Raw genomic sequence first — 24,285 nt, forward strand, 5'->3', positions numbered from 1 at the left:
TGACTGTGGTTTGTCCGATCGGGACGACGACCGTGGATCGACTGCGATCGGGGGGGTGTCGGCGCGATAATACTGTGTATTATACCGAGTATGCTAACTGTAGGTGATGGTTCGTGAGCATCCGCCATGCCCTGCTGGCGCTGCTCACCGAGGCACCGAAGTACGGTCTCCAGCTCCGGCAGGAGTTCGAGGCGCGCACCGGCGAGGTCTGGCCGCTCAACGTCGGGCAGGTCTACACCACGCTGCAACGCCTGGAGCGCGAGGGACACGTCGAGACAGACGACGCCGACCGCGACGGCGCACAGAAGCGCTACCGGCTCACCGTCGACGGGGAACGGGAGCTGCACAGCTGGCTGCGTACGCCACCCCAGGCCGGGCCGCCGCCCCGCGACGAACTCGTGATGAAGGTGCAGGTGGCGATACGCCTGACCCAGGTGGACGTCACCGAGATCCTCCAGACCCACCGGCGGCGCATCGTCGAGGAGATGCAGCGCTACACCCACCTCAAGGCCGACGCGGCTCCGGAGGACATCGGCCTTGGCCTCGTGGTCGACGCTGAGCTTTTCCGCCTGGAAGCGGTCGTTCGCTGGCTCGACGCGGCGGACGCGCGCCTGCGCAGTCACCCGACGCTGTCCGCCAGTGCACCACCCACGGACAGGTCACTGGCCGCCGGCCAGGCGGGTCGCCCGACCCGGTCAGCCCGGGACGACGCGGCAGGAGCCCGACGATGAGCATCGTGCTGAGCCTGCGGCAGGTGTCCAAGGTGTATGGAAGTGGCGCCGCCGCTGTGCACGCCCTGCGGGGGGTCGACCTGGACGTGGCCACCGGTGAGCTGGTAGCGATCATGGGTCCGAGTGGCTCGGGCAAGAGCACCCTGCTGACCATCGCGGGCACTCTGGAGGAGCCGACCGCCGGCCAGGTGACAGTGTGCGGGTCCGACCTCTCCACGCTCTCCGCCGACGCCACCGCCCGGCTGCGTCGCCGCGCGCTCGGCTTCGTCTTTCAGGACCTGAACCTGCTCGCCGGCCTCTCCGCCGTCGAGAACGTGGCGCTGCCACTGGAGCTGGACGGCATGGCCGTACGTCCGGCGCGCGCCGCCGCCCTGCATGTGCTCGACGAGTTGGGGCTGACCGACCGCGCCAGCCACTTCCCCGACGACCTCTCCGGGGGCGAGCGCCAACGGGTCGCCATCGCCCGCGCTGTGGTGGGGGACCGGCGGCTGCTGCTGGCCGACGAGCCCACCGGCGCCCTCGACGCCGCCAACGGCGAAGCCGTCCTGCGGATGCTCCGTTCGGCCTGTAAGCGCGGTATCGCCGGAGTGATGGTCACCCACGATGCCCAGCTCGCGTCCTGGGCCGATCGAGTGATCTTCATTCGGGACGGCCGGGTGGTCGACCAGACCGCACCGTCGGCCGGCCCGAACGCCCTGCTCGCCGCGGACCCGACGCCGTGACCGCCGATCCGGGCCACAGCCCGATGACCGCCCGGCCTGCCGGCGGCGGGCTCCCGGCCCGCCGCGCGGTGATCCGCTGGGCGGTACGACTGTTCCGCCGTGAGTGGCGGCAGCAGTTGCTCGCCATCGCGCTGCTCACCGTCGCGGTCACCGGCACCACCTTCGGGTTGGCGGCCACCTGGAACCTGGCCGCGTCGAGCGACGCCACGTTCGGTCGCGCCGACCAGCTCCTGCGGATCCCCGGCGACGACCCGGCCGCGCTGGATGCCCAGGTCACCGCCGCTCGTGCGTGGTTCGGCACGATCGACGTGATCGGTCACCGACACGTGCCCGTGCCGGGGCTGTTCGACCCAGTCGACGTCCGGGCCCAGGACCCCGCCGGCGCGTACGGCGGCCCAATGCTCGCCCTGCGGCAGGGGCGCTACCCGACCGGGCCCGCCGAGGTGGCCGTGACCGATGGGGTGCAGCGAGACCTGCGTGGCGGGCTCGGCGCCCGGGTCCGGCTCGGTGACTCCGATCGCCTGATCGTCGGTGTGGTGGAGAACCCGGCGGACCTGCACGACGAATTCGCCCTCACCGACCCGGTGTACGCCGACCGACCGCAGTCGGTGACCGTCCTGGTGGCCGGCGACCGCGACAGCATGGAGGAGTTCCGCCGGACCATCGAGGGTCCGCTGGTGCGCGAGTTCCGGCCGGTGGCCGAGCGCACGACGCTCACCATCGCCGTGCTGGCGCTGGCCGCCGTCGGCCTGTTGCTGGTGTCTCTGGTGGCCGCCGCCGGGTTCGTGGTGCTGGCGCAGCGCCGGATGCGTCAGCTCGGCATGCTGGCGGCGATGGGCGCCACCCGTCGACAGCTGCGGCTGGTGCTGCTGGTCAACGGCGCTGCGGTCGGGTCAGTCGCTGCGGTCTGCGGCACCGCCATCGGGGTCGTCGCCTGGCTGGCCGCCGCAGGCTTCGTCGAAATCGCCGCCGGGCATCGCATCGGCCGATTCGACCTGCCCTGGCTCACCATCGGCGCAGGCACGCTGCTGGCCGTCGCGACGGCGACCGCTGCCGCCTGGTGGCCGGCCCGCGCGGTTGCCCGTACCCCGATCATGAGCGCGCTGTCGGCCCGGCCGCCGGTCCCGCCGCCAGCGCGGCGGACCGCCGTGGCCGCGGCCGTGCTGCTCGCTGCCGGTCTCACAGCGCTGGTGCTCTCCGACGGGTCGGAGCCGCTGCTCATCGGGGTGGGCGCCGTCGGCATCTCGCTCGGCGTGCTGTTCGTCGGTCCGCTGGCCATCCCGGTGTTGGCGGCGGCCCGGGGCCGCCTGCCGGTGGCGGTCCGGCTGGCTCTGGCGGATCTGGCTCGCTACCGCGTCCGGGCCGGGGCCGCGCTTGCCGCGATCAGCCTCGCGGTGGGGCTGTCGGCGGCGATCGTGGTGGGCTCCGCCGCAGCGGAGTACCGCAGTCGGGAGGCGGCCGGGCTGGGCAACCTTGCCGCCAGCCAACTGCTGATCAGGATCGGCCAACCGGATCCGGTCGTCCCGGAGCGCACGGCTGCTGAGATCGCCGCTTTCCAGGCCAGGACCGACACCATCGCGACCACCGTGGGTGCGGCCACCGTCATCCCGCTGGACATGGCGGTGGTGGCCTCGCACATCGACCCGGGCCGGGAGGGGGGACCGAACGGCCACCCGGCCGTCGAGATCGGCATTCCGCGTGCCGCCGGCGAATCCACGACGTCCCATCCGCTCTACGTCGTCAATCCCGGGCTGCTCCGACTGAACGGCGTGGCCGGAATGACTGTCGACCCCGACACCGATGTGCTCAGCACCCGCACCGGTGAGCTGGCGCTGATGAACATCCCTGCCCGCGGTGTGCGTCCGATCGTGCGCACCCTTCCCCGGTCCGGCTACACCGGGCTACCCGACTCGCTGATCACCTCCGCCGCGCTCGGCCGGCACGGCTGGCAGCCGGCCCGGGTCGGCTGGTTCCTCGCAGCCGACCAGGCGCTCACCGACGCGCAGTTGGCGACGGCCCAGGAAATGGCCGCCGCCGCCGGGCTCACCATCGAGTCCCGTCGGGAGCAGAGTTCGCTGACCCCGCTGCGGACCGGCGCGACCGGTGCCGGTGTGCTGCTTGCGCTCGGCGTGCTGGCGACGACCGTCGGACTCATCCGGGGCGAGGCGGCAGCGGACCTGCGCACGCTGACCGCGACCGGGGCACCGAGGCGAGTACGGCGGACGCTCACCGCCACCACCGCCGGAGCGCTCGCCCTGCTCGGTGCCGTGCTGGGCGTGACCGGTGCCTACCTGGCGCTGGCCGGTGCCCTGCACCGCGACCTCGACCCGCTCGGCGCCGTGCCGGTCGTCCACCTGGTCGGGATCGCCGGTGGGCTGCCGTTGCTCGCCGCAGGTGCAGGCTGGCTGCTCGCCGGCCGGCTGCCGGCGTCGCTGTCCCGCCGCGTCCTGGACTGAGCGCCGGGTGAGACCGAGGCGCCCTGCGAGCACGCAGGGTGCCTCGGGCTCACCCGCCCCCGTTCACGCCACCGGCGTCGCGGTGCCGGTCGCCCCGGCGAGACGCTGGTGGGCGCGGATCAGGTCGGCGTAGCGCAGGCCGCTCGCCTTCACCGTCCGGCGTTGGGTGGCGTAGTCGACGTGGACCAGCCCGAAGCGCTTGTCGTAGCCGTACGCCCACTCGAAGTTGTCCAGCAGCGACCAGACGAAGTAGCCGTCCAGGGGCACACCCCGGGCGACCGCCGACGCGCAGGCGGCCAGGTGCTGCTCCAGATGGTCGGTGCGTTCCTTGTCCTCCACCGTGCCGTCCGCGGTGACCTCGTCCGGCCACGCCGAGCCGCTCTCGGTGACGATGATCCGGCCCGGCCGGTACTCCTGGTTCACCTCGACCAGCAGGCGCTCCAGCCCGGCCGGGTACATCTCCCAACCCATCGCGGTCTCCACCGACCCGGGCACCGGCACCTGCCGGGCGTACGGCGGCGGCCCGGCCGGGTCGTCGACCACCAACTGCCGGAAGTAGTAGTTCACCCCGAGGTAATCGGTGGGTGTGGCGATCACCGTCAGATCGTCGCCGCGTACCGGCGGCTCGATCCCGTAGGTGGCGATCATGTCGGCGGGGTAGCCGCGCCCATGGATCGGGTCCAGCCACCACCGGTTGACGTGCCCGTCCGCCCGTCGCGCCGCGGCGACGTCCTCGGGTCGGTCGGTCGCCGCCTCGATCGGGCTGAGGTTGAGGACCAGCCCCACCGCGGCCGGTCGGGCGGCGTTGGCGCGGATCGCCTGAGTGGCCAGGCCGTGCCCGAGCAGCACATGGTGCGAGGTGTGCACCGCCCGGGTCAGGTCCCGCTCGCCGGGGGCCATCTTCCCCTCCAGGTGCCCGATCCAGGACACGCAGAGTGGCTCGTTGACGGTGCTCCAGTCGGCCACCCGGTCACCGAGGCGGGCGGCGACCACCGCTGCGTACTCGGCGAACGCCTCGGCGGTGGCGCGCTCCGGCCAGCCGCCGGAGTCCTGCAGAGCCTGCGGCAGATCCCAGTGGTAGAGCGTGACGAACGGCCGGATCCCGTCGGCGAGCAGCGTGTCGACGAGCCGGTCGTAGAAGTCCAGCCCGGCGGGGTTGACCCGCCCGACGCCGTCGGGCATCACCCGGGGCCAGGCCACCGAGAAACGGTACGCGTCCACGCCGAGCCGGCGCAGCAACGCCAGGTCCTCCGGCCACCGGTGGTAGTGGTCGCAGGCCACCGCGCCGGTGTCGCCGTTGTCGACGTTGCCGGGGGTCGCCGAGAAGGTGTCCCAGATCGACGGCGCCCGGCCGTCGACGTCGACGGCCCCCTCGATCTGGTACGCCGCCGTGGCGACGCCCCAGAGGAAGTCCGGTGGCAGCTTGGACAGGTCGGGCACGGGAAGGTTCTCCTCTGGGGTTGAATGACTCACTTGACCGCGCCAGCGGTGAGGCCGGCGACGAAATACCGCTGCAGGGCCAGGAACCCGACGACGACCGGGATGCTGACCACCAGCGAAGCGGCCATGATCTGGTTCCAGTAGACGTTGAACTGGGTGGAGTAACCCTGCAGACCGACGGCCAGGGTGCGACTGCCCTCGTCGGTCATCACCGAGGCGAAGAGCACCTCACCCCAGGCGGTCATGAACGCGTACACGGTGACCGCGACGACGCCGGGCACGGCGGCCGGCAGGATGACCCGGAACAGGATGCGCAGGGGCCCGGCCCCGTCGACCTGTGCCGCCTCGTCCAACCCCCGGGGGATCGAGTCGAAGTAGCCGACGAGCATCCAGATCGAGAACGGCAGCGAGAAGGTCAGGTACGTGATCACCAGGCCGGTACGGCTGGCGTACAGCTCGATGCCGGTGGCGTTGCCCAGGTTGACGTAGATGAGGAACAGCGGCAGCAGGAACAGGATGCCGGGGAACATCTGGGTGGACAGCACCGTCACCGAGAAGACGCCCCGACCGCGGAATCGGTACCGGCTGACCGCGAAGGCGGCGAAGATGGCCACCGCCACCGAGCAGACCGCCGCGATGCTCGACACCACCAGGCTGTTCACCAGATACCGGGCCAGCGGCACGGTGCTCCACATGTCCACGAACGGTTGCAGGGTGGGCCGGCTGGGCCACCAGGTGAAGCCGTTCTGCACGTCCTGCAACGGTTTCGCCGCGGAGGTGACCATCACGTAGAGCGGGATGAGGACGAAGAGTGTGAGCAGGGTCAGCACGATGCGCCGACCCCAGCGCTCACCGGCGGTCTCACGCATGGTCGTCCCTCCGGCGGTTGGTGATCAGCAGGTACGCGGCAGAGACGATCAGCAGGAACAGCAGCAGCGCCACCGACATCGCCGAGCCGGAGCCGAAGTCCCAGGTCTTGAAGGAACTGCGGTAGATGTGGATGGAGATGAGGTCGGCCTGTTCCGGCGCGGAGCCACCGAAGAGCACGTACGGGGTGTTGAAGTCGTTGAAGGTCCACAGGAACAGCACCAGCAGCAGCACCAGGTTCACCGGCCGCAGCATCGGCAGGGTCACCGAGTGCAGCCGGCGCCAGAACCCGGCGCCGTCGATCGCGGCGGCCTCGTACAGCTCGCCGGGCACGTTCTGCAGGCCGGCCATCAGGCAGAGGAACGCGAACGGCCAGTTGCGCCACACCGACACCACAAGCAACGACCAGAAGCTGTTGTCGCCGATCAGCCAGAACGGCCGCTCGTTCAGCAGCCCGAGCTGGTCGACGAGGACGTGGTTGACCAGGCCGGTGTCACGTTGCAGCAGGAAGCCCCAGGTGATCACCGCGGCGTAGACCGGCAGGGCGTACGGGGTGAGGAAGAGCGCCCGCAGGATCGCTCGCCCTCGGAACGGCCGTTGCAGGACGACCGCCGCGGAGATGCCGAGCAGCCAGGCGAACCCGACCGAGAGCACGCTGTAGGCCAGGGTGACCCAGAACGAGTGCAGCAGTTCCTTGCCGGCTGCGCTGTTCACGTTCAGCGTCGCCCGGTAGTTCTCCCACCCGATGAATGGCGCGGTGGACCAGTCACGGATGTGGAACTGGGTCAGCTCCAGCAGGCTCATCCAGACCCCGACCACCATCGGGATCACATGGATGGCGAGTTCCAGCACGATGGCCGGTACGAGCAGCAGATACGGCAGGAACGAGCGGCGGGGGCCGCGGGGCCGGCGGGCCGGCTTCCGGGCGGGTGACCCAGCCGGGGGTTCGCGCCGGTCGGCGTCCGGCGCGGTGGTGCTGGTTGCCATCGGGGTCCTCTCGGAGGCGTTGGCCGTGGCCGGGCTCAGCGCCCGACCACGGCCACCGGTGACGCCTGGGTCAGCGCATCTTCTGCTGCGCGTCGGTCAGCTTCGTCTTCACCGACGCCTCGGTGACCGGCTTGCCGCTTGCCGCATCCGCGAACAGCTCCTTCATCGCGGTGCCGACCAGGGTCTCGAAGGTGCTCTCCTCGGGCACCTGCGGCAGCGGGGCCGCGGTGGTGACCAGGGTCTCCTGGATGTTCTTCTGCTCCGTCGCGCTGAACGCCGGGTCGGAGCCCGCGGTCTTCACCGCAGGCAGCGAGCCGTACGTCTTGTTGAGGAGCGTCTGCTCCTCGTCGCTGGTCATGAACTTGACGAAGCTCAGCGCGCCGTCCTTGTTCTTGGTGTGCTTGAAGACCGCCATGTTGATCCCGGCGACCATGCTGTTGACCTTCTTGCCCCCGGCCGGCGGGCTGGCGAGGAACGGCACCGGGGCCACCCCGTACGCGTCGGCGGGCATGTTCTGCGTCTTGAGGTTCGAGCCGGCGGACTGCCACAGCAACATGGCGGCCTTGCCGTTGGCGAAGTCGGAGACCGACTGGTTCTGCGCGTACTCGGCGTTGCTCGGGTTGGTGATCTTGTCGGCGGCCATGAAGTCGATGTAGCGCTTGATCGCCGAGACGTTCTGCGGGGTGTCGAAGGTCGGCTTGCCGGCCGAGTCGAACCACTCACCGCCGTACTGCTGGCTGAAGGTGAAGGCGTGGTGGGAGTTCTCCGACGGGTTGGCCCCCTCGATCGCCAGGCCCCACTTGCCGCCGGTGCTCAGCTTCTTGCCGTACTCGGCGAGCTGCTCCCAGGTGGTCGGCGGTGCGGTGATGCCGGCGTCGGCGAACGCCTTCTTGTTGTAGTACAGGCTGTACGCCATGCTGTAGAGCGGCACGGCGGCCGGCGGCTTGCCGGGGGCGCCGGCGGCGGCGAGCGCGGCGGGCACGATCCGGTCCTTGCCGCCGACGGCCTGCAGGGTGGCGTCGTCGAACTCGACAAGCGCGCCGGTGGCCTGCAACGACGCCGACCAGGTGTTGCCGATGTTGACCACGTCCGGGCCCTTGCCGGAGGCAGCGGCGGCGAGCAGGCGGTTGAGCAGGTCCGACCAGGGGACCACCTCGACGGTGACCTTGATCCCGGTCTGCTTCTCGAACTTGTCCAGCTCCGGCTGGAGGATCGTCTTGTCGGCCTCCAGGCTGGCGCCCTGGTTGCTGGCCCAGTAGGTGAGCGTCTTGGGTGCTGCGGCGGAGTCGTCGCCGGAGCCGCCGCAGGCGGTCAGCGAGGCGGCAGCCAGTACGGCGGCGGTGAATATCCCGAGGTGTCGTCTCGACACGGTCAGCCCTTCCGGTGCGTGGTGGGGGTCCGCCGGCCTTCGTCGCCGATAGGGGTCGGGACGACGGGCGGCCGGCTGCGGACAGGGTTCGGGGGTGCGCCGTCGGGGTCCGTCGGCGGTTTCCCGGGAGTTACATCACGGCTTAAATTATGTCGTCATTAAAGTGGCTGGCCGGTGGGTCGTCAAGCACGAGGCGGTTACAGTCGCCTCGAACTCCCCGACAGGAACGAGGTGACGAGTGGAGCTGGCGCGTGCCACCAACCGCAGCGTGCGGCTGCGCAACCGGTCCGCCCTGCTGACCAAGCTCTTCCTCGACGGCCCGCTCACCCGGCAGGACCTGGTGCGAAGCACCGGGTTGAGCCAGCCGGCGGTCAGCAACGTGGTCGCCGACCTGATCGACGAAGGGCTGGTCGCCGAGGCCGGGGCCGCCGAGTCCGACGGTGGTCGGCCCAGCATGCTGCTGCGGATCGCGCCCCGCTTCGCCTTCCTGGTCGGCGTGGACGTCGGCGAGACCCGGGTCCGCGTGGAGCTGTTCGACTTCGCGATGACCCTGCTGGCCAGCATCGAATACCCGCTCGACCCGGCCCGTACGGAGCCCGACCTGGTGGCCGGGCACGTGCTGGCCGGTATCGACGCGGTGACCGGTCAGGCCGGGGTGGCCCCCGGCGACGTGCTCGGCGTCGGCATCGGCGTCTCGGGAGTGGTCGAGCAGGGCACCGAAGCCGTCGTGCACGCCCAGGCCCTCGGCTGGGACCGGGTGCCGCTGGAGCGTCTGATCGGCGCGGGCACCGAGTTGCCGCTGCACATCGACAACGGCGCGAAGACCCTCGGTCAGGCCGAGATGTGGTTCGGTGCCGGCCGGGGCGCCCGACACGCCGTCTTCGCGCTGGTCGGCTCCGGTGTGGGCGCTTCGGTGGTGACCAACGGCGCCACCTACCGGGGCGCGTCCAGCAGCGCGGGGGAGTGGGGACACACCACCCTCGTGTATGGCGGTCGGGCCTGCCGGTGCGGCGCGCGCGGGTGTCTGGAGGCGTACGTCGGCGCGGAGGCGATCATCGACCGGTACCGGGAGGCGCGCCGAGGTCGACCGGTGCCGGGCGAGGACGAGGAGTCCCAGATCGCCGCGCTGGTCGCCGCCGCCGAGACCTCGGCCACCGCCCGGCGGGTGCTGGACGACACCGCCGGTTACCTCGGCGCCGGGGTGGCCAACCTGATCAACCTGTTCAACCCGGAGCGGGTGGTGCTCGGTGGCTGGGCGGCGATGGCGCTGGGCGACCTGCTGCCGGCCGTTCGGGAGGCGGCCGGACGCCAGGCGCTGCGCCAGCCGTTCGAGCAGGCGTCGATCGAGCTGTGTCGACTCGGGGTGGACGCGGTGGCCCTCGGCGCTGCCACCCTCCCGATAGCCCGCTTCCTCACCGAAGGCGGCGTCCGCCGCTGAGCGGGAACGACGGCATCGCCGACGGGAAATTACACAAAAAGAATCCTCGGGATAAATAACAGTCTTATAGATCGATGTCTTGACGTCGCCGCAATCTCGCCGCAACACTCCTACGAGAGCGCTCTCCGGTCCGCGGTGCCGCATCGGCGGCATCCAGAACCGTGGTGCCGCACCGGCGGCACCTACCGACGGCACCACGGGGCGAGCCCGATCCCGATCCCACCCGCGCGGCATCCGTAACCCCCTATCGACAGGCGATGTCATGACATCTCATGCAACATCCGTACGTCCGCGACCCCGACGGGCTGTCCGGCACCTGCTCGTCGGGCTCACCGTGGCCCTGGTCGCGGCGCTCACACCGACCGGCGCCACCACACCCGCGCAGGCCGCGCCCACCCTGCTCTCCCAGGGCCGCCCCGCCACCGCCTCGTCCACTGAGAACGCCGGCACCCCAGCCGCCGCCGCCGTCGACGGCAACGCCGGCACCCGCTGGGCCAGCGCGTTCAGCGACCCACAGTGGCTCCAGGTCGACCTGGGCGCCCGGGCCACCATCAGCCAGGTGAACCTGCTCTGGGAAGGCGCCTACGGTCGGGCCTTCCAACTCCAGACCTCCGACGACGGCGCCACCTGGACCACGATCTACTCGACCACCACCGGCACCGGCGGCACCCAGAACCTCACCGTCACCGGCGCCGGCCGCTACGTACGGATGAACGGCACCGCCCGGGGCACCGGCTACGGCTACTCGCTCTGGGAGTTCCAGGTCTACGGCGAGACCGGCGGCAGCACGCCGACGTGCGGCGGCAGCAACGTCGCGCAGGGCAGCCCGGCGACCGCTTCATCCACTCAGAGTGCCGGTCTCGCGGCGTCCGCCGCGGTCGACGGCAACCCGGGCACCCGGTGGGCCAGCGCCGCCAGCGACCCGCAGTGGCTGCGCGTCGACCTCGGCAGCACCCGCACGATCTGCCGGGTGGTGCTCACCTGGGAGGCCGCGTACGCCCGGGCCTTCCAGCTCCAGACCTCGGCCGACGGGTCCACCTGGACCACCATCTACTCGACCACCACCGGCACCGGCGGCACGCAGACCCTCGACGTCGCCGGCAGTGGCCGCTACCTGCGGATGTACGGCACCGCCCGGGGCACCGCCTACGGCTACTCGCTGTGGGAGCTGGCGGTCAACGCGACCGGCGGCACCAGCGAGCCCCCCGTGACGCCCACCGACCCGTACAACCCGAACCTCGGCTCGAACACGTTCGTCTTCGACCCGAGCACCCCCACCGCCACCATCCAGAGTCGACTCAACACCCTCTTCACCCAGCAGGAGACCAACCAGTTCGGCCCGCAGCGCTACGCGGTGCTGTTCAAGCCCGGCACCTACACCGCCGACGTCAACCTCGGCTTCTTCACCCAGGTCGCCGGCCTCGGCATGAGCCCCGACGACGTCAACCTCAACGGCCACGTCCGTACCGAGGCGTTCTGGATGGGCGGCAACGCCACCCAGAACTTCTGGCGGGCCGCGGAGAACCTCTCGGTCACCCTGCCCGCCGGGCAGACCGTGGAGCGCTGGGCAGTGTCCCAGGCCGCGCCGTACCGACGGATGCACCTGCGCGGCGCGCAGAACCAGATCCAGCTCTGGAACGGCGGCGACGGCTGGTCCAGTGGCGGCCTGCTGGCCGACACCCGCGTCGACGGGCTGGTCGTCTCCGGCTCCCAGCAGCAGTGGTACTCCCGCAACAGCGAGTTCGGCAACGGCTGGACGGGCTCGGTGTGGAACATGGTCTTCCAAGGCGTCGTCGGCGCGCCCGCCCCGAGCTTCCCCAACCCGTCGCACACCGTCATCGCCCAGACCCCGCAGGTCCGGGAGAAGCCGTTCCTCTACGTCGACGGCAGCGGTGAGTACCGGGTCTTCGTGCCGGCGCTGCGCACCAACTCCACCGGCACCAGCTGGTACAACAAGACCCCGGCCGGCTCGTCCATCTCACTGTCGCAGTTCTTCGTCGTCCAGCCCGGCACCAGCGCCGCCACCATCAACGCGGCCCTCGCTCAGGGCAAGCACCTGCTCTTCACCCCGGGCGTGCACCACGTCACCGAGCCGATCCAGGTCAACCGGGCCGACACGGTCGTCCTCGGTCTCGGCCTGGCCACCATCCAGGCCGACAACGGCGCGGTGGGTATGCGGGTGGCCGATGTGGATGGCGTGAAGGTCGCCGGCATCATGTTCGAGGCCGGCACGACCAATTCGCCGGTGCTGATGGAGGTCGGCCCGTCCGGCTCGTCCGCGAGCCACGCCACGAACCCGACCTCGCTGCACGACGTGTTCTTCCGCATCGGCGGGCCGCACGTCGGCAAGGCCACCAACACGCTGACCGTCAACAGCGACAACGTGATCGGCGATCACATGTGGCTGTGGCGGGCCGACCACGCCGCCAGCGGCGTACCCACCGGGTGGACGCTGAACACCGCCGACACCGGGCTCACGGTCAACGGCGACAACGTCACCATGTACGGCCTCTTCGTCGAGCACTACCAGAAGTACCAGACCATCTGGAACGGCAACGGCGGGCGGACGTACTTCTACCAGAACGAGCTGCCGTACGACCCGCCGAACCAGGCGGCCTGGATGAACGGGTCGACCCGGGGCTACGCCGCGTACAAGGTCGCCGATTCGGTGACCAGCCACCAGGCGTTCGGGCTGGGCAGCTACAGCTACTTCAACGTCAACCCCGCGGTGGTCGAGGAGCGATCCTTCGAGGTGCCCAACAACCCGAACGTGCGGTTCACCAACATGGTGACCGTTTCGCTCGGCGGCGTCGGCACCATCAACCGGGTGATCAACAACGCCGGCGGCACCGCGAACGCGGCCACCCAGACGGTGTACCTGACCACCTACCCCTGACCGGGGCACCCGCGCCGGCCCGGTCGACTGACCGACCGGGCTGGTCGGGGCGCACCGTGGGCCAGGCCGGCCCGGTCCCGCCGAGACCGGGCCGGCCCTGGTCGTGCCGTCTCACCTCGCCAGCACCTCGGCCGCCGCACGCTCACCTGCCCGCACCGCGCCCTCCAGGTAGCCGGTCCAGCGGGTCGCCGTCTCGGTGCCCGCCCAGTGCACCCGGCCCACCGGCGCCCGCAGCCGGGGACCGTAGGTGCGCCAGGTCCCCGGGGTGAGCGCGCCGCAGAAACAGCCCCGCGTCCACTCCTCGGCCGACCAGTCGTACTCGACCAGGTCCACCGGGTCTGTGGCTGCCGGCCCGACAACGGTGGCGAACGCGTCCAGCAGGCACCGCCGACGCTGCTCGGGCGACATTTCCCGCAGCGCGGCGGCATCCGCCGAGTAGCTGAACCCGGTCAGCACCCCGAGCGGCGAGGTCGGGGTGGAGTTGTCGACCGTCTCGGTGAGCGGACCGGCGTTGCTGGTGGACACCCCGGACAGGCCGTCGGCACGCCAGAACGGCTCCCGGTAGACGGCGTGCACCTTCAGCGCCGAACCCATCGGCATCCGCTGGGTCAGCCCGTCGCGCAGCGGGGGCAGCGGCGGGTCGTACCGGATCCGACCGGCCAGGGCCGGCGCCAGCGCGACCACCACCGCGTCGCCGTCGACGCGACCGGTGTCGGTCCACGCCGTCACCCCGTCGATGGTCTGCTCGATCGCCCGCACCGGTGTGGCCAGCGTCAGCGTCCCCGGCGGAAGGGCCAGGGCCATCCGCTCGGCCAGCGCCGACGGCCCGCCCACGATCCGGTCCTGCTGTGCGCCCCCGGCCATCCCCAGCAACGGCCCTGTCCCGCCGGCGCTGCGCAGGTAGAACAGCAGGTGCAACAGAGACACCTCGTCCGCGCCGGTGGCCAGCAGCCCTCCGGCGAGCAGCCGCCCCAGGTAGTCGGCGGTGTCGCCGTCCCCGGCCGTCGCGCGCAGCCAGCCGTCGAGGATCGTCCGGTCCCACTGCTCGGCCTCCGGCGCCTGCCAGGGCGCGGCCGGGTCCAGTCGTGCGGCGTACTCGTCGAGCAGGGCGAGCACCCGGCCGGCCTGTGCGGGCGTCTCGGCCCGGCGCTGGCCGGCCCAGAGCAGGGTGGGCGCGCCGACCGCCGTCGACGCGAAGGTCGCCAGCCCGTGCTCGGCGACCAGCGCGTACATCCGGTCCTGGGTCGGGCCGATCCACTGCGCGCCCAGGTCGAGTTGGGTGAGTTCGGGCAGCCAGCGGGTCAGCACACGACCGCCCACCCGGTCGCGGGCCTCCAGCACCCGCACCTGGGCTCCGGCACGGGTGAGCGCCAGCGCGGCGGCGAGGCCGGAGAAGCCGGCGCCGACCACGACCACCCGAACGCCGTCGGTCATGGGCGCCGCCTACCCCGAAAGCGCGCTGTGCATGACTCCCGCGCTGACCAGGGCTGGCTGCGCAACTGCGGAGCGGCCGGCGCCCACCTGTCGCGCCGCCTTTGCTCTGCTTCAACCCAGGCAACACTTGAGCGCCCTTTTCGTTGCCTGGGTGGAAGCAGAGCAAAGGCTCCGGACCTTGTGGGTCAGCGACCGGCGGCCGGCGATCGGCGCCTCCGCCGCCGCCGGTCGAGGCGTACCGGACACCCGTCGCCTTGACGGACAACGCCGCCGAATGGGTCTTCCTCACCTCCCGCACGGCGCCCGTCCGACCTCCTGGGTGCGCGTTTGCCGCCGGCGTCGGCCGGGAAACCGAGCCCGCCGGCCGCAGCAATGGATGGGGAGGGACGATGGCGTACCGTCCGATCGTCGCCGACATCGTGCCCGGCCTGTCCACCCTCACGCTCGGCGTGGAGGAGGAGTTCCTGCTGCTCGACCCGGACAGCGGGCGGAACCTGCCGGTGGCCGACCAGGTGCTCGGCGCGCTGCGCGGCCCTGCCCGGGACCAGAGCCGCCAGGAGTTCCGGCACAGCATGGTGGAGATGGTGACCCCGGTCTGCGCCGACCTCACCGAGCTGCGCGCGCACCTGGTGACGCTGCGCCGCTCCGCAGCCGCCGCCGCCACGGCAGCCGGGGCCCGGCTCGTCGCGGTCGGCGCCACGCCGGTGGCCGAGCCGCACCGCACGGTTCCCGACGAACCGCGCTACCACGCCATGTCCCGTCGGTACGGGCCGGTGGCGCACGACCCGGCCGTGTGTGGCTGTCACGTGCACGTCGGGCTGCCCGACCGGGAGCTGGCCGTGCAGGTCTGCAACCACCTGCGGGTGTGGCTGCCGGTGATACAGGCGATCACCACCAACTCGCCGCTGCACGACGGGTACGACACCGGCCACGCCAGCTGGCGGTCGATGCAGCTGGAACGCTGGCCCAGCATCGGCCCGACGCCGTACTTCGACTCCGCCGCCGACTACGACCGCACTGTCGACGAGCTGATCGCCGCCGGCATCATGCTCGACGCCGCGATGGTCTACTGGTACGCCCGCCCGTCCTCGGCCTACCCGACGGTGGAAGTGCGGGTCGGCGACGTCTGCACCGAGGTGGACGACGCGGTGCTGGTCGCCGCGCTGGTCCGGTCCCTCGTCGCCACCCTCGCCGACGACGTACGCGCCGGGGTGACCGCCCCGAACGTCCGTGACTGCCTGGTCGCCGCGGCGCACTGGCGGGCCGCTCACGACGGCCTCGACGGCGAGCTGATCGACCTGCGGGGCGGTGGCACCCGGCCCGCCTGGGCGCTCGTCGACGACCTGATGGCGGTGATCGCGCCCGCCCTGCTGCGCCACGGCGACCTCGGATACGTGCTGGCACAACTGGGCCGGCTGCGCCGTGACGGCACCGGCGCCACCCGGCAGCGGCGGGTGCTGGAGCGTACCGGTGACCTGAGCGCGGTCCTCGACGAACTGATCGCCCGCACGGCCGCCGGCTGACACCCCGTCGCGGCGGACCGGGGGATCAGCGGATGTCGTGCGTCTGCAGCCACAGCTCCAGGAGCCCGAGCTGCCACAGTTTGTTGCTACCGGCTGCTGCCTCGGCCCGGTCTGGCTCGGCGAGCAGTCGTGCCACGTACTCCGGGCGGAACAGCCCCCGCTCGCGCGCGGCCGGCGCCTGCAACGCCTCGGCGACCAGCTCGCGCACCGGGCCGTCCACGTTGCGCAGCGCCGGCACCGGGAAGTAGCCCTTGGGCCGGTCGATCACCTCGGCGGGCAGCACCTCGCGGGCGACCTCCTTGAGGACGCCCTTGCCGCGCTGGGCGACCTTGTGCTCCGGCGGGCAGTGCGCGGCCAGGGTGACCAGGTCCTGGTCGAGGAAGGGAGTGCGCACCTCCAGGCCCCACGCCATGCTCATGCTGTCCACCCGCTTCACCGGGTCGTCGGGGAGCATCAGGTGGGTGTCCAGGCGCAGCACGGCGTCCAGCGCGGTCTGGGCACCGGGCGCGGCGAGGTGCCCGGCGAGCAGGTCCCGGCTGGCGTCGTGCTCCAGGGCGTACGCCGGGCCGACGATGCCACGCAGCTCGTCGTGGTCGCGGTCGAAGAACGCGGCGGCGAACGTCTCGGCGGCGCTGTGCCGGGGCGCCTCGACCAACGGCTGGTGGTAGCCGTAGCCGGCGAACACCTCGTCGGCGCCCTGCCCGGACTGTGCCACCTTCACATGCCGCGCCACCTGCTCGGAGAGTAGATGGAAGGCGACCACGTCATGGCTGCCCATCGGCTCGGTCATCGCCAGCACGGCACGCCGTACGGCGGGCACCAGGTCGTCGTCGGCCAGCCGGATCCGGTGGTGGTCGGTGTCGTACGCGCGGGCCACCAGGTCGGAGTAGTGGAACTCGTCGCCGGACTCGCCGTCGCGGCTGTCGAAGCCGATGCTGAACGTCCGCAGGTGCTGCTGGCCGGCCTCGGCGAGAAGCGCCACGATGAGGCTGGAGTCCAGTCCCCCGGAGAGCAGCACGCCGACCGGCACGTCGGCGACCAGCCGTCGGCGTACCGCCGTGCGCAGCGCGTCGGAGATGGCGGCCCGCCAGTCGGCGGCGTCCATCCCCCCGTCGGCGGGCTCCCGCACGTAGTCGGGTCGCCAGTACACCTCCTCGCGGCTGCGCCCGTCCGCCTCGATCACCCGCAGGGTGGCGGGCGGCAGCTTGCGGACACCGCGAAGCACGGTGCGCGGCGCGGGCACGATGGAGTGCCAGGACAGGTAGTGGTGCAGCGCCACCGGGTCGATGCCGGTGTCGACGTCGCCGGCCCGCAACAGCGCGGGCAGGGTGGAGGCGAACCGGAGCCGCCCAGGTGTCTCGGCGAGGTAGAGCGGTTTGATGCCGAGTCGGTCGCGGGCGAGGATCAGCCGCCGTCGCACCCGGTCGACCAGCCCGATCGCGAACATGCCGACCAGGTGGTCGACGAAACGCTCACCCCAGTGCGCGTACGCCACCAGGATCACCTCGGTGTCGCCGGTGGAGTGGAAGGTGTACCCGGCGCGGCGCAGCTCCTCGCGCAGCTCCGGATAGTTGTAGATGCAGCCGTTGAAGACCAGGGCCAGGCCGAGGTCGTCGCGCACCATCGGCTGGCCGCCCGCGTCAGACAGGTCGATGATGGTCAGCCGGCGGTGCCCGAGGGTCACCCAGTCGTCGGCGAACAGGCCCTCGTCGTCCGGGCCGCGCGAGCGCATCTCCTCGGTCATTCGAGTGACCGCCGCCGCGTCGGGTGACCGGCCGTCGAAGCGCGCCTCCCCGCTGATCCCACACATCAGCCGGGCCTCCTGTCGCCTCACCCCGGCCCGTGCTGGCCGGTCCCGCCGACCGAACGGGGGCCGCTGGCTACCCGGGTGTGCGGTCGTTATGCGCGCAGGGTGCGCAGGATGCGGGCCAGCTCGGCTCGGTCGGCGTCGTTGAGGTGGCCGAAGAAACGGTCGGCCTCGGCCCGGCGGGCGGTTCGGATGGCGGCGCTGACCCGGTTGCCCTCCTCGGTGAGCGCGACCAGGGTCGCCCGCCGGTCGACCGGGTCGGGTCGGCGTTCGACGAGGCCACGGGTCTGGAGGTCGTCGACGACCTCGGTTGCCGAACGGGCCGCGATGCGCAGGTGCTCGGCGAGCGTGCCGGGGCGGACTTCGCCGTGCCGGCTCAGCACTCCGAGTGCCCGGGACTGGCTGGGAGTGATGTCCCAGGGTGCCAACGACTCCCGTGTCTGCCGGCGCAAACGGGACGCCACTGCCCAGAACGTCTCGGCCAGGCTCTCGTCGTCGCCGGTTTCGGGGGTGCCCTCGGTCACCGGAATACCGTAGCAGCCGATGCGGTTGTTCCCTCATGTTGAGGTAACCTCAGCATATCCGAGTGAAAGGTAGTGCCTCTTGGAACCCACCCCCATGGGCCGCGACCGCGGCCACCGCACCGTCAGCGCCGAAGAGAAGGCGCAAGCCAGCCAGGTGTCGCTGCGCCGCATCGGCCGCCTGTTCAGCCCCCACCGGCCCGCGCTTGCCGCCGTCACCGCGATCATCGTGATCTCCTCGATCATCGCGATGGCCAGCCCGTTCCTGCTGCGTACCGTGATCGACCGGGCTCTGCCGCAGGGCGACGTGACCCTGCTGGTCTGGTTGGTCCTCGGCATGGTCGCCGTGGCCGCCGTGACCTCCGCCCTCGGCGTCGTCCAGACCTGGATCTCCACCCAGGTCGGGCAGCAGGTCATGCACCGACTGCGCACCGACGTCTTCAGCCACCTGCAGCGCCAGTCGCTGGGCTTCTTCACCCGCACCCGCACCGGCGAGGTGCAGTCCCGCATCACCAACGACATCGGCGGCATGCAGTCGGTGGTCACCTCCACCGCCACCGCCGTCGCAGCCAACCTCACCACCGTGGTCGCCACGGCGGTCGCCATGGTCGCGCTGTCCTGGCAACTCTCCCTGGTCTCGGTCGTGGTGCTGCCGCCGGCCATCTGGCTGACCCGCCGGGTCGCCCGAATGCGCCGCGAGATCACCGACCAGCGCCAGCGTGAACTCGCCGACCTCAACGTCACCGTCGAGGAAGGGCTGTCGATCAGCGGCGTGCAGCTGGCCAAGACCCTCGGCACCGGGCCCGCGCTGATCGACCGGTTCACCGCCTCGTCGGCCCGCCTGGTCGACCTGGAGTTGCGCAGCGAATTGGCCGGCCGCTGGCGCATGGCCTCGATGAGCATCATCTTCGCCGCCGTGCCGGCGGTCATCTACCTCGCCGCAGGGCTGCCCGGCACCGCCGGCACGCTGAGCATCGGCACCCTGGTCGCCTTCACCGCCCTGCAAGGTGGCCTGTTCCGGCCGCTGATGGGGCTGCTCAACGTGGGCGTCTCGCTCACCGCGTCGCTGGCGCTGTTCGCCCGGATCTTCGAATACCTGGACCTGCCGGTCGACGTGGCCGACCCCACCGACCCGGTCCGCGTCGACCCCACCCGGGTCCGTGGCCACCTGCGCCTGGAGGACGTCACCTTCGGCTACCCGGGCAGCGACACCGCGGCACTCGCCGGGATCACCCTGGACGTGCCCGCCGGCACCAGCCTCGCCCTGGTCGGTGAGACCGGCTCCGGCAAGAGCACCCTCGCCGGGCTGGTCAGCCGACTGCACGACCCGAACGGCGGTCGAGTCACCATCGACGGCGTCGACCTGCGTGACCTGCGACTGGCCGACCTGGCCGCCATCGTCGGCGTGGTCAGCCAGGAGACGTACCTGCTGCACACCACAGTCCGGGAGAACCTGCGCTACGCGCGGCCGGGCGCCACCGACACGGAGATCGAGGACGCCGCCCGCGCGGCCCAGATCCACGACCTGATCGCCGCGCTGCCCGACGGGTACGACACCATGGTCGGCTCACGCGGCCACCGGTTCTCCGGCGGTGAGAAGCAGCGGCTCGCGATCGCCCGTACGCTGCTGCGCGACCCGCGCATCCTCGTCCTCGACGAGGCCACCAGCGCACTCGACACCGAAACTGAACGGGCCGTGCAACGGGCGTTCGACGTGCTCGCCGAGGGGCGGACCACGATCACCATCGCGCACCGGCTCTCCACGGTCCGCGACGCCGACCAGATCGCAGTGCTCGACCACGGCCGGATCGTCGAGGCCGGCACCCACGACAGCCTGCTGCACCGCAACGGCCGCTACGCGACGCTGGCCGCCTGACCGGCGCCGCGTGGCAGCCTTGGTTTCTTGATTTGCGAGGTCGACGCGGTACGCCGGGAAACCCTGACCATCCTGGCGACCCGCCGAACCTGACGCTGCGACCCTGCTCCGCCGTCTGCCGAGCTCAGCATGGACCGATAACTTGCACATCCGGAAAGTTTTCTCCTATGCTTTCCGACATGGAAAGTATTGGTCTGGCAGAACAACTCGCAGCGGCCGAGCGCGGGGCCGCTGCTCCGTACCTCGACTATCCGCCCACCCCCTGGTGGTACGCGCCATCCGTTGGCGCCTGGGCTGCCGCCACGATCGGCACGTTCACCTGGTGGCGCGAGAACGCCGGACTGTTCGTGGTGTCGCTCGCCGCGCTGATCGTCGTCGAGATCCTCTTCGCCGTGTGGATGCGACGTCGGCACGGCGCGCTTCCGATGCCCGGCAAGGGGACACCCCCCGTCGAGATCGCCCGGATGTGGCGCGGATACGCGGCCGTCCTGCCGGTCGTCGCTCTCATCGTCGGGCTCGTCTGGTGGCTGGTCGGCGTCCCCGCTGCCGCCGGGACGGCATTCGTCCTGGTGACGGTTGGCCTCGTCTTCTACGAGCGGCGGTATGCCGCGGCTGCCGCCGCGACTCGGGCGCGCCTTCGATGATCGAGGGATTAGACCCGATCATCCATGTGCCCAAGCGGCTGGCGGCCATGGCCGTCATGGCCAACGCCCCGTCGGTCTCGTTTCGATTCCTGAAAGACCATCTGCAGATCAGCGAGTCGGATCTGTCCAAGCAGATGTCTGCGCTGGAGGCGGCCGGCTATGTCAGTTCGACGAAAGCCGGCCGTGGCCGCGGGGGCAGCACGACCTACCGGATGACTCAGGCCGGGCAGAAGGCGTACGACCAGCACTGCTCTGCCCTGATGGCGCTGATCCGCGGCACATAGCCCTCGGCGGGGCACCCCCGAGTTGGTTTGCCCGGTGCTGGCAGCCGCGGCGTCGCTGGCTGACCGCTCCCGGTGGCGACGCATTCAGAGCGTCCGCTGGGACGAGCGGCGGCTCCACGCGGGGTGTCCTGGAGGGCTCAGGTCGATCACAATCGTGCGGTGCGACGTCAGGGGTGGAAGTGGGGAGCGCTGGCCGTCGTGGCGGTGCTGGCTGCGGGCGGCACGGCGTGGGTGTGGCTGCGTTATGACTTTGAGAAGGTCAACTGGACCTGGGGCGTCGTCGCCGGGGTCATCGCCGTCTACGTGCTGCTGGACCAGGTCTTTCGCACCGGGGCGACCGGTCTCGCCGAGGCCGCCGCCCACCGGCGCGCCGCCGCCGACGAGCTGTTGGAGCTGATCCGGCGCGACCCGACCGACGAAGCGCTGCTGCGCACCGTCGACGAGCCGTATCCGCTGCCGGTGCGGTGGCGCACCGCTCCCGACCGGTTTCTCCCCTCATGGCGGGCGATCGGCCGATCAAGCGACGCCGTCCCGGTGGACCTCGCCGGCAGCAACGGAACACTGTGGAGCTGTTACCACGACATACCTTCCGGGCGCCTGGTGGTGTTGGGGCCGGCCGGCTCCGGCAAATCGATCATCGCGCTGCGGATGGCCCGGGAGCTGCCCCTGCACCGCGAGCCGGACGCACCCGTACCAGCGTTGGTGCCGGCTGACTCCTGGGATCCCGACCGAGAGACCTTCCACGACTGGCTGGTCGACCGGATCGGTCGGCGCTACCCGCAGCTCGCGGCCGGCCACCCGCGCCGCGACGCCGTGCTGCGCGACCTCGTCGAGACCAACCTGGTCGTGCCCGTCCTGGACGGGCTGGACGAGGTGCCCGAAGATCGGCTGATCGCCTGCCTCGACGAGCTCAACGCACTGCCCACCCAACGTTTCGTCCTCACCTGCCGAACCTCGGTCTACGAGCAATACCTGACGCAGGGGGAGAAGCTGCGTGGCGCCGCCGTGGTGATGCTCGAACCCCCGGCACCCGGTGAAGTGGCCGACTACCTGGTCGACGCCGCCTCGCTGCATCAGGTCGACAACTGGTCCACGGTCGCCGCCACGCTCGGGGACGACCCACAACTGACCGCCGCGCTCTCCACCCCACTGATGGTGGCGATGGCCCGCAGCGCCTTCGACCAGCCGGGCACCGATCCCCGGGACCTCGTGCCGCTGGCCCGCGAGAGGGGCCGGCGCTCCGTCGAGGACGATCTGCTGACCAGGGCCGTGGACGCTGCGCTGAGGTCCCGTCGTGGCACCCAGGGCCTACGGCGGTGGGAACCCGAGACCGCCCGGCGCTACCTCGCCTTCCTCGCCGCACATCTGGAGTCCCTTGACGTCCGGGAGTTTCGCTGGTGGCAGCTGCCGACCGCGCAGCCCGGCCCGTTCTGGGCGCTCGTCGCTGGCGCGCGTACCGCCGCGGCGGTGTGGCTGACACTGACGCTCTCCGCGGACGCCCTCACGGCGACGGCCGAGCTGGTGACCCACCCACCGACCCGGAATCTCCTCGACGTTCTGGTCCGCGAGACGGACACCCTGGCGCTGGTGGTCCTTCTGCTGGCCGCCGTCGTCGCGCTGGTCCGCGGATCGGGCCGGGCCGGTCGGGAGCAACCCCGGCGGGTGGCGTTCGTCGGCGGGGTCCGGGCCTTTCGATTCGGGTTGCTCAGTGGGCTGATCAGCGGTGCGTTCTGGGCTCTGGTCACGCTCGCCGTCTTCTCGGCGGTCACCCCCACACCGCAACTGGTGGCGCTGCTGAACCGTGTCCCGGCGCTGCCGCCGTGGCCCGACTCGGTCCGGGCCGCCGTCGTGGTCGGTGTGCTGGCATGGGCGTACCGAGCGGCCCGGGCCGGACTGGGGGTGGACGTCGCCGCGCCCGCGGCCGAACTCGGCGCGACCAGCGTGATCGAGACAGTCGAAGCCGACCGTGCAGCCAGCGTGGCCTCAGCGCTGGCCAGCGCCGCTAGCGGCGTCCTGTGGCTGCTCGTCGGCGTCGCGGCGCTGCGACTCATCGGGGTGTTGCCGGCCGTACCGCCGCTGCCGGCGCTGGTCTACGCCGGAGTAGGGCTTGGGCTGGGCTGGTGGCTGCACAGGCGCGGCGGCGGGGCGTGGATGCGCTTCGCCCTCACCCGTGCCGCCCTTGCCCTCCGCGGCCGCACACCGCATCGGCTGCTCGCCTTCCTGGCGTACGCCGAGACTGTCGGCCTGCTGCGCGACGGCGCCGGCGCGTACCGGTTCCGGCACGGCCGTCTGCAGAGCCGACTAGCCGGAGGTTCGGTGAGCGCCCGGCGCGGCAGCCGGCTGCGCGAGGAGTTCGGTGTCGAGCTCGCCCGGGCCGGTTACTGGCCTGAGGCACTCGGTGTGTTCGCCGACGTCACGCAGGCGCGAGCTGCGAGCATCGGCCACGCCGACGATCTGACCGTGGCGGCGCTTCGCCGGGCGCTGCTGGCCGGGGCGGCTGCGGGGGAGTGGACCCGGCTGGCGACCCTGCTGGCGCTCATCCCACCTCCGACAGAGCCGACGCCGTTGGCAGAGCAGCGGCAGCGGATCGCACGGCTTATCGCAGACGGTGCGCCGGTGACACACCTCATCGCCGCCGCCGAAGAGTTGAGCCGTGCGGCGACGGACGTGGGTTTGGCGGGGCGGGGTCCGGACGCGAGCACGGCAGGCCATGCCGCGCCCGGAGTCGAGGAGTTCCTGGCCGTCCTGCAACAGGTCAGTGCGGACACCATCGCGGCGCGTACCCGGTTGGACCGGTTGCTCGGCGCTGCCAGGCAGGACGTCGGGGAGCCGGCACCCATCGGCGCGGGCCTGCTCGCCGGGCTGCTCATGGACGACAGTGAGCCGGTTGAGGCTCTGCTCGTGTGCCATCAGGAGTTGCTCCTTGCCGATCAACCGCCCGACCGGGTCGACCTGTTGCTCCTCGCCGAGACGTGGCGCTGGTCGGTCGAGGTGATGCGGCGGAACACCGACGAACGGGCCGAGTTGCGCCGTCGTATCCGCGTTGCGGTTGCGGGGCGGCGAGACCACCCGCGGCGGATCGAGCTGGGCCGGCGTGAGCTGGCCGAGGTGGGACTCCAGGTGTGCCACGCGGTGATCGAGCACCAGACGTTGGGCCCGCTCGCGGTGGCGGCGTCCCGGCGGTTGGTCGCCGTCCTCGCCGAGCCGGCCATCGTTGCGCAGACCGTCACCCGCAGCGCCCCGATGTGGCACGGCGGCTGACGCCGAGAAGTGACGGTTCCCTGACAATG

At 71.5% G+C, this 24,285-nt stretch carries 17 protein-coding genes; 10 read left to right on the plus strand and 7 right to left on the minus strand.

Going from position 1 to position 24,285, the window contains the following annotated elements:
* The first annotated feature begins 113 nt into the window (after window positions 1–113).
* From ACLQ28_RS10645 to ACLQ28_RS10655, 3 genes are read left to right on the plus strand one after another with little or no spacing between them, the layout of a single operon-like run.
* Window positions 114–731 (plus strand): helix-turn-helix transcriptional regulator, encoded by a 618-nt coding sequence (locus ACLQ28_RS10645; protein WP_425686049.1) that lies wholly within the window; start codon window positions 114–116, stop codon window positions 729–731.
* A complete protein-coding gene (locus tag ACLQ28_RS10650; protein WP_425686050.1) occupies window positions 728–1,453 on the plus strand; it encodes an ABC transporter ATP-binding protein in 726 nt (241 codons plus the stop codon). Before ACLQ28_RS10645 ends, ACLQ28_RS10650 begins: the two co-directional genes overlap by 4 nt.
* Window positions 1,450–3,909, plus strand: coding sequence for an FtsX-like permease family protein (locus ACLQ28_RS10655; protein ID WP_425686051.1), 2,460 nt, complete (start codon window positions 1,450–1,452; stop codon window positions 3,907–3,909). Before ACLQ28_RS10650 ends, ACLQ28_RS10655 begins: the two co-directional genes overlap by 4 nt.
* A gap of 63 nt (window positions 3,910–3,972) precedes the next feature.
* On the opposite strand, the gene ACLQ28_RS10660 is transcribed toward ACLQ28_RS10655, so the two are convergent.
* From ACLQ28_RS10660 to ACLQ28_RS10675, 4 genes are all read right to left on the minus strand, one after another.
* Window positions 3,973–5,349 (minus strand): GH1 family beta-glucosidase, encoded by a 1,377-nt coding sequence (locus tag ACLQ28_RS10660; protein ID WP_425686052.1) that lies wholly within the window; start codon window positions 5,347–5,349, stop codon window positions 3,973–3,975.
* A 29-nt stretch (window positions 5,350–5,378) separates the two neighbouring features.
* Window positions 5,379–6,218 carry a carbohydrate ABC transporter permease gene (locus ACLQ28_RS10665; protein ID WP_425686053.1) on the minus strand — a complete coding sequence of 280 codons (840 nt, stop codon included), beginning with the start codon at window positions 6,216–6,218 and terminating at the stop codon, window positions 5,379–5,381.
* Window positions 6,211–7,203 carry a carbohydrate ABC transporter permease gene (locus ACLQ28_RS10670; RefSeq protein WP_425686054.1) on the minus strand — a complete coding sequence of 331 codons (993 nt, stop codon included), beginning with the start codon at window positions 7,201–7,203 and terminating at the stop codon, window positions 6,211–6,213. The genes ACLQ28_RS10665 and ACLQ28_RS10670 overlap by 8 nt, the downstream gene beginning before the upstream one ends.
* Window positions 7,204–7,273: 70 nt before the next feature.
* The gene (locus ACLQ28_RS10675; RefSeq protein ID WP_425686055.1) at window positions 7,274–8,572 is read right to left on the minus strand and encodes an ABC transporter substrate-binding protein; all 1,299 of its coding nucleotides are present in this window, start codon (window positions 8,570–8,572) and stop codon (window positions 7,274–7,276) included.
* A gap of 238 nt (window positions 8,573–8,810) precedes the next feature.
* Here ACLQ28_RS10675 and ACLQ28_RS10680 point away from each other — a divergent pair, with 238 nt between their 5' ends.
* On the plus strand, window positions 8,811–10,010 hold the full coding sequence (locus ACLQ28_RS10680; protein WP_425686056.1) for an ROK family protein: 1,200 nt from the start codon (window positions 8,811–8,813) through the stop codon (window positions 10,008–10,010).
* Window positions 10,011–10,272: 262 nt separating this feature from the next.
* Window positions 10,273–12,906: a discoidin domain-containing protein gene (locus ACLQ28_RS10685; protein WP_425686057.1), complete on the plus strand. Its 2,634-nt coding sequence runs from the start codon at window positions 10,273–10,275 to the stop codon at window positions 12,904–12,906.
* A 111-nt stretch (window positions 12,907–13,017) separates the two neighbouring features.
* Here ACLQ28_RS10685 and ACLQ28_RS10690 read toward each other — a convergent pair whose 3' ends face one another.
* Window positions 13,018–14,340 (minus strand): flavin monoamine oxidase family protein, encoded by a 1,323-nt coding sequence (locus ACLQ28_RS10690; protein WP_425686058.1) that lies wholly within the window; start codon window positions 14,338–14,340, stop codon window positions 13,018–13,020.
* Window positions 14,341–14,729: 389 nt separating this feature from the next.
* Here ACLQ28_RS10690 and ACLQ28_RS10695 point away from each other — a divergent pair, with 389 nt between their 5' ends.
* Complete coding sequence (locus ACLQ28_RS10695) at window positions 14,730–15,863, plus strand: carboxylate-amine ligase (RefSeq protein WP_425686059.1); 1,134 nt, start codon at window positions 14,730–14,732, stop codon at window positions 15,861–15,863.
* A 25-nt stretch (window positions 15,864–15,888) separates the two neighbouring features.
* Here the strand turns inward: ACLQ28_RS10695 and ACLQ28_RS10700 are convergent, their stop codons facing one another.
* Together ACLQ28_RS10700 and ACLQ28_RS10705 are read right to left on the minus strand one after the other, a co-directional pair.
* Window positions 15,889–17,673, minus strand: coding sequence for an N-acetylglutaminylglutamine amidotransferase (locus ACLQ28_RS10700; protein WP_425686060.1), 1,785 nt, complete (start codon window positions 17,671–17,673; stop codon window positions 15,889–15,891).
* A gap of 89 nt (window positions 17,674–17,762) precedes the next feature.
* Window positions 17,763–18,194 carry a MarR family winged helix-turn-helix transcriptional regulator gene (locus ACLQ28_RS10705; protein ID WP_425686061.1) on the minus strand — a complete coding sequence of 144 codons (432 nt, stop codon included), beginning with the start codon at window positions 18,192–18,194 and terminating at the stop codon, window positions 17,763–17,765.
* Window positions 18,195–18,288: 94 nt separating this feature from the next.
* On the opposite strand from ACLQ28_RS10705, the gene ACLQ28_RS10710 reads away from it, so the two are divergent.
* The 4 genes from ACLQ28_RS10710 (at window position 18,289) to ACLQ28_RS10725 (ending at window position 24,256) form a co-directional block, all read left to right on the plus strand.
* A complete protein-coding gene (locus tag ACLQ28_RS10710) occupies window positions 18,289–20,067 on the plus strand; it encodes an ABC transporter ATP-binding protein (RefSeq protein ID WP_425686258.1) in 1,779 nt (592 codons plus the stop codon).
* Window positions 20,068–20,246: 179 nt separating this feature from the next.
* Window positions 20,247–20,711 (plus strand): hypothetical protein, encoded by a 465-nt coding sequence (locus ACLQ28_RS10715; RefSeq protein WP_425686062.1) that lies wholly within the window; start codon window positions 20,247–20,249, stop codon window positions 20,709–20,711.
* Window positions 20,708–20,995, plus strand: a complete 288-nt coding sequence (locus tag ACLQ28_RS10720; RefSeq protein ID WP_425686063.1) for a transcriptional regulator — start codon at window positions 20,708–20,710, stop codon at window positions 20,993–20,995. Before ACLQ28_RS10715 ends, ACLQ28_RS10720 begins: the two co-directional genes overlap by 4 nt.
* A 159-nt stretch (window positions 20,996–21,154) precedes the next feature.
* A complete protein-coding gene (locus tag ACLQ28_RS10725) occupies window positions 21,155–24,256 on the plus strand; it encodes an NACHT domain-containing protein (protein WP_425686064.1) in 3,102 nt (1,033 codons plus the stop codon).
* Window positions 24,257–24,285 lie beyond the last annotated feature (29 nt).

This window comes from Micromonospora sp. DT201, assembly GCF_049841575.1.
In the GTDB taxonomy this organism is placed as follows: Bacteria; Actinomycetota; Actinomycetes; order Mycobacteriales; family Micromonosporaceae; genus Micromonospora.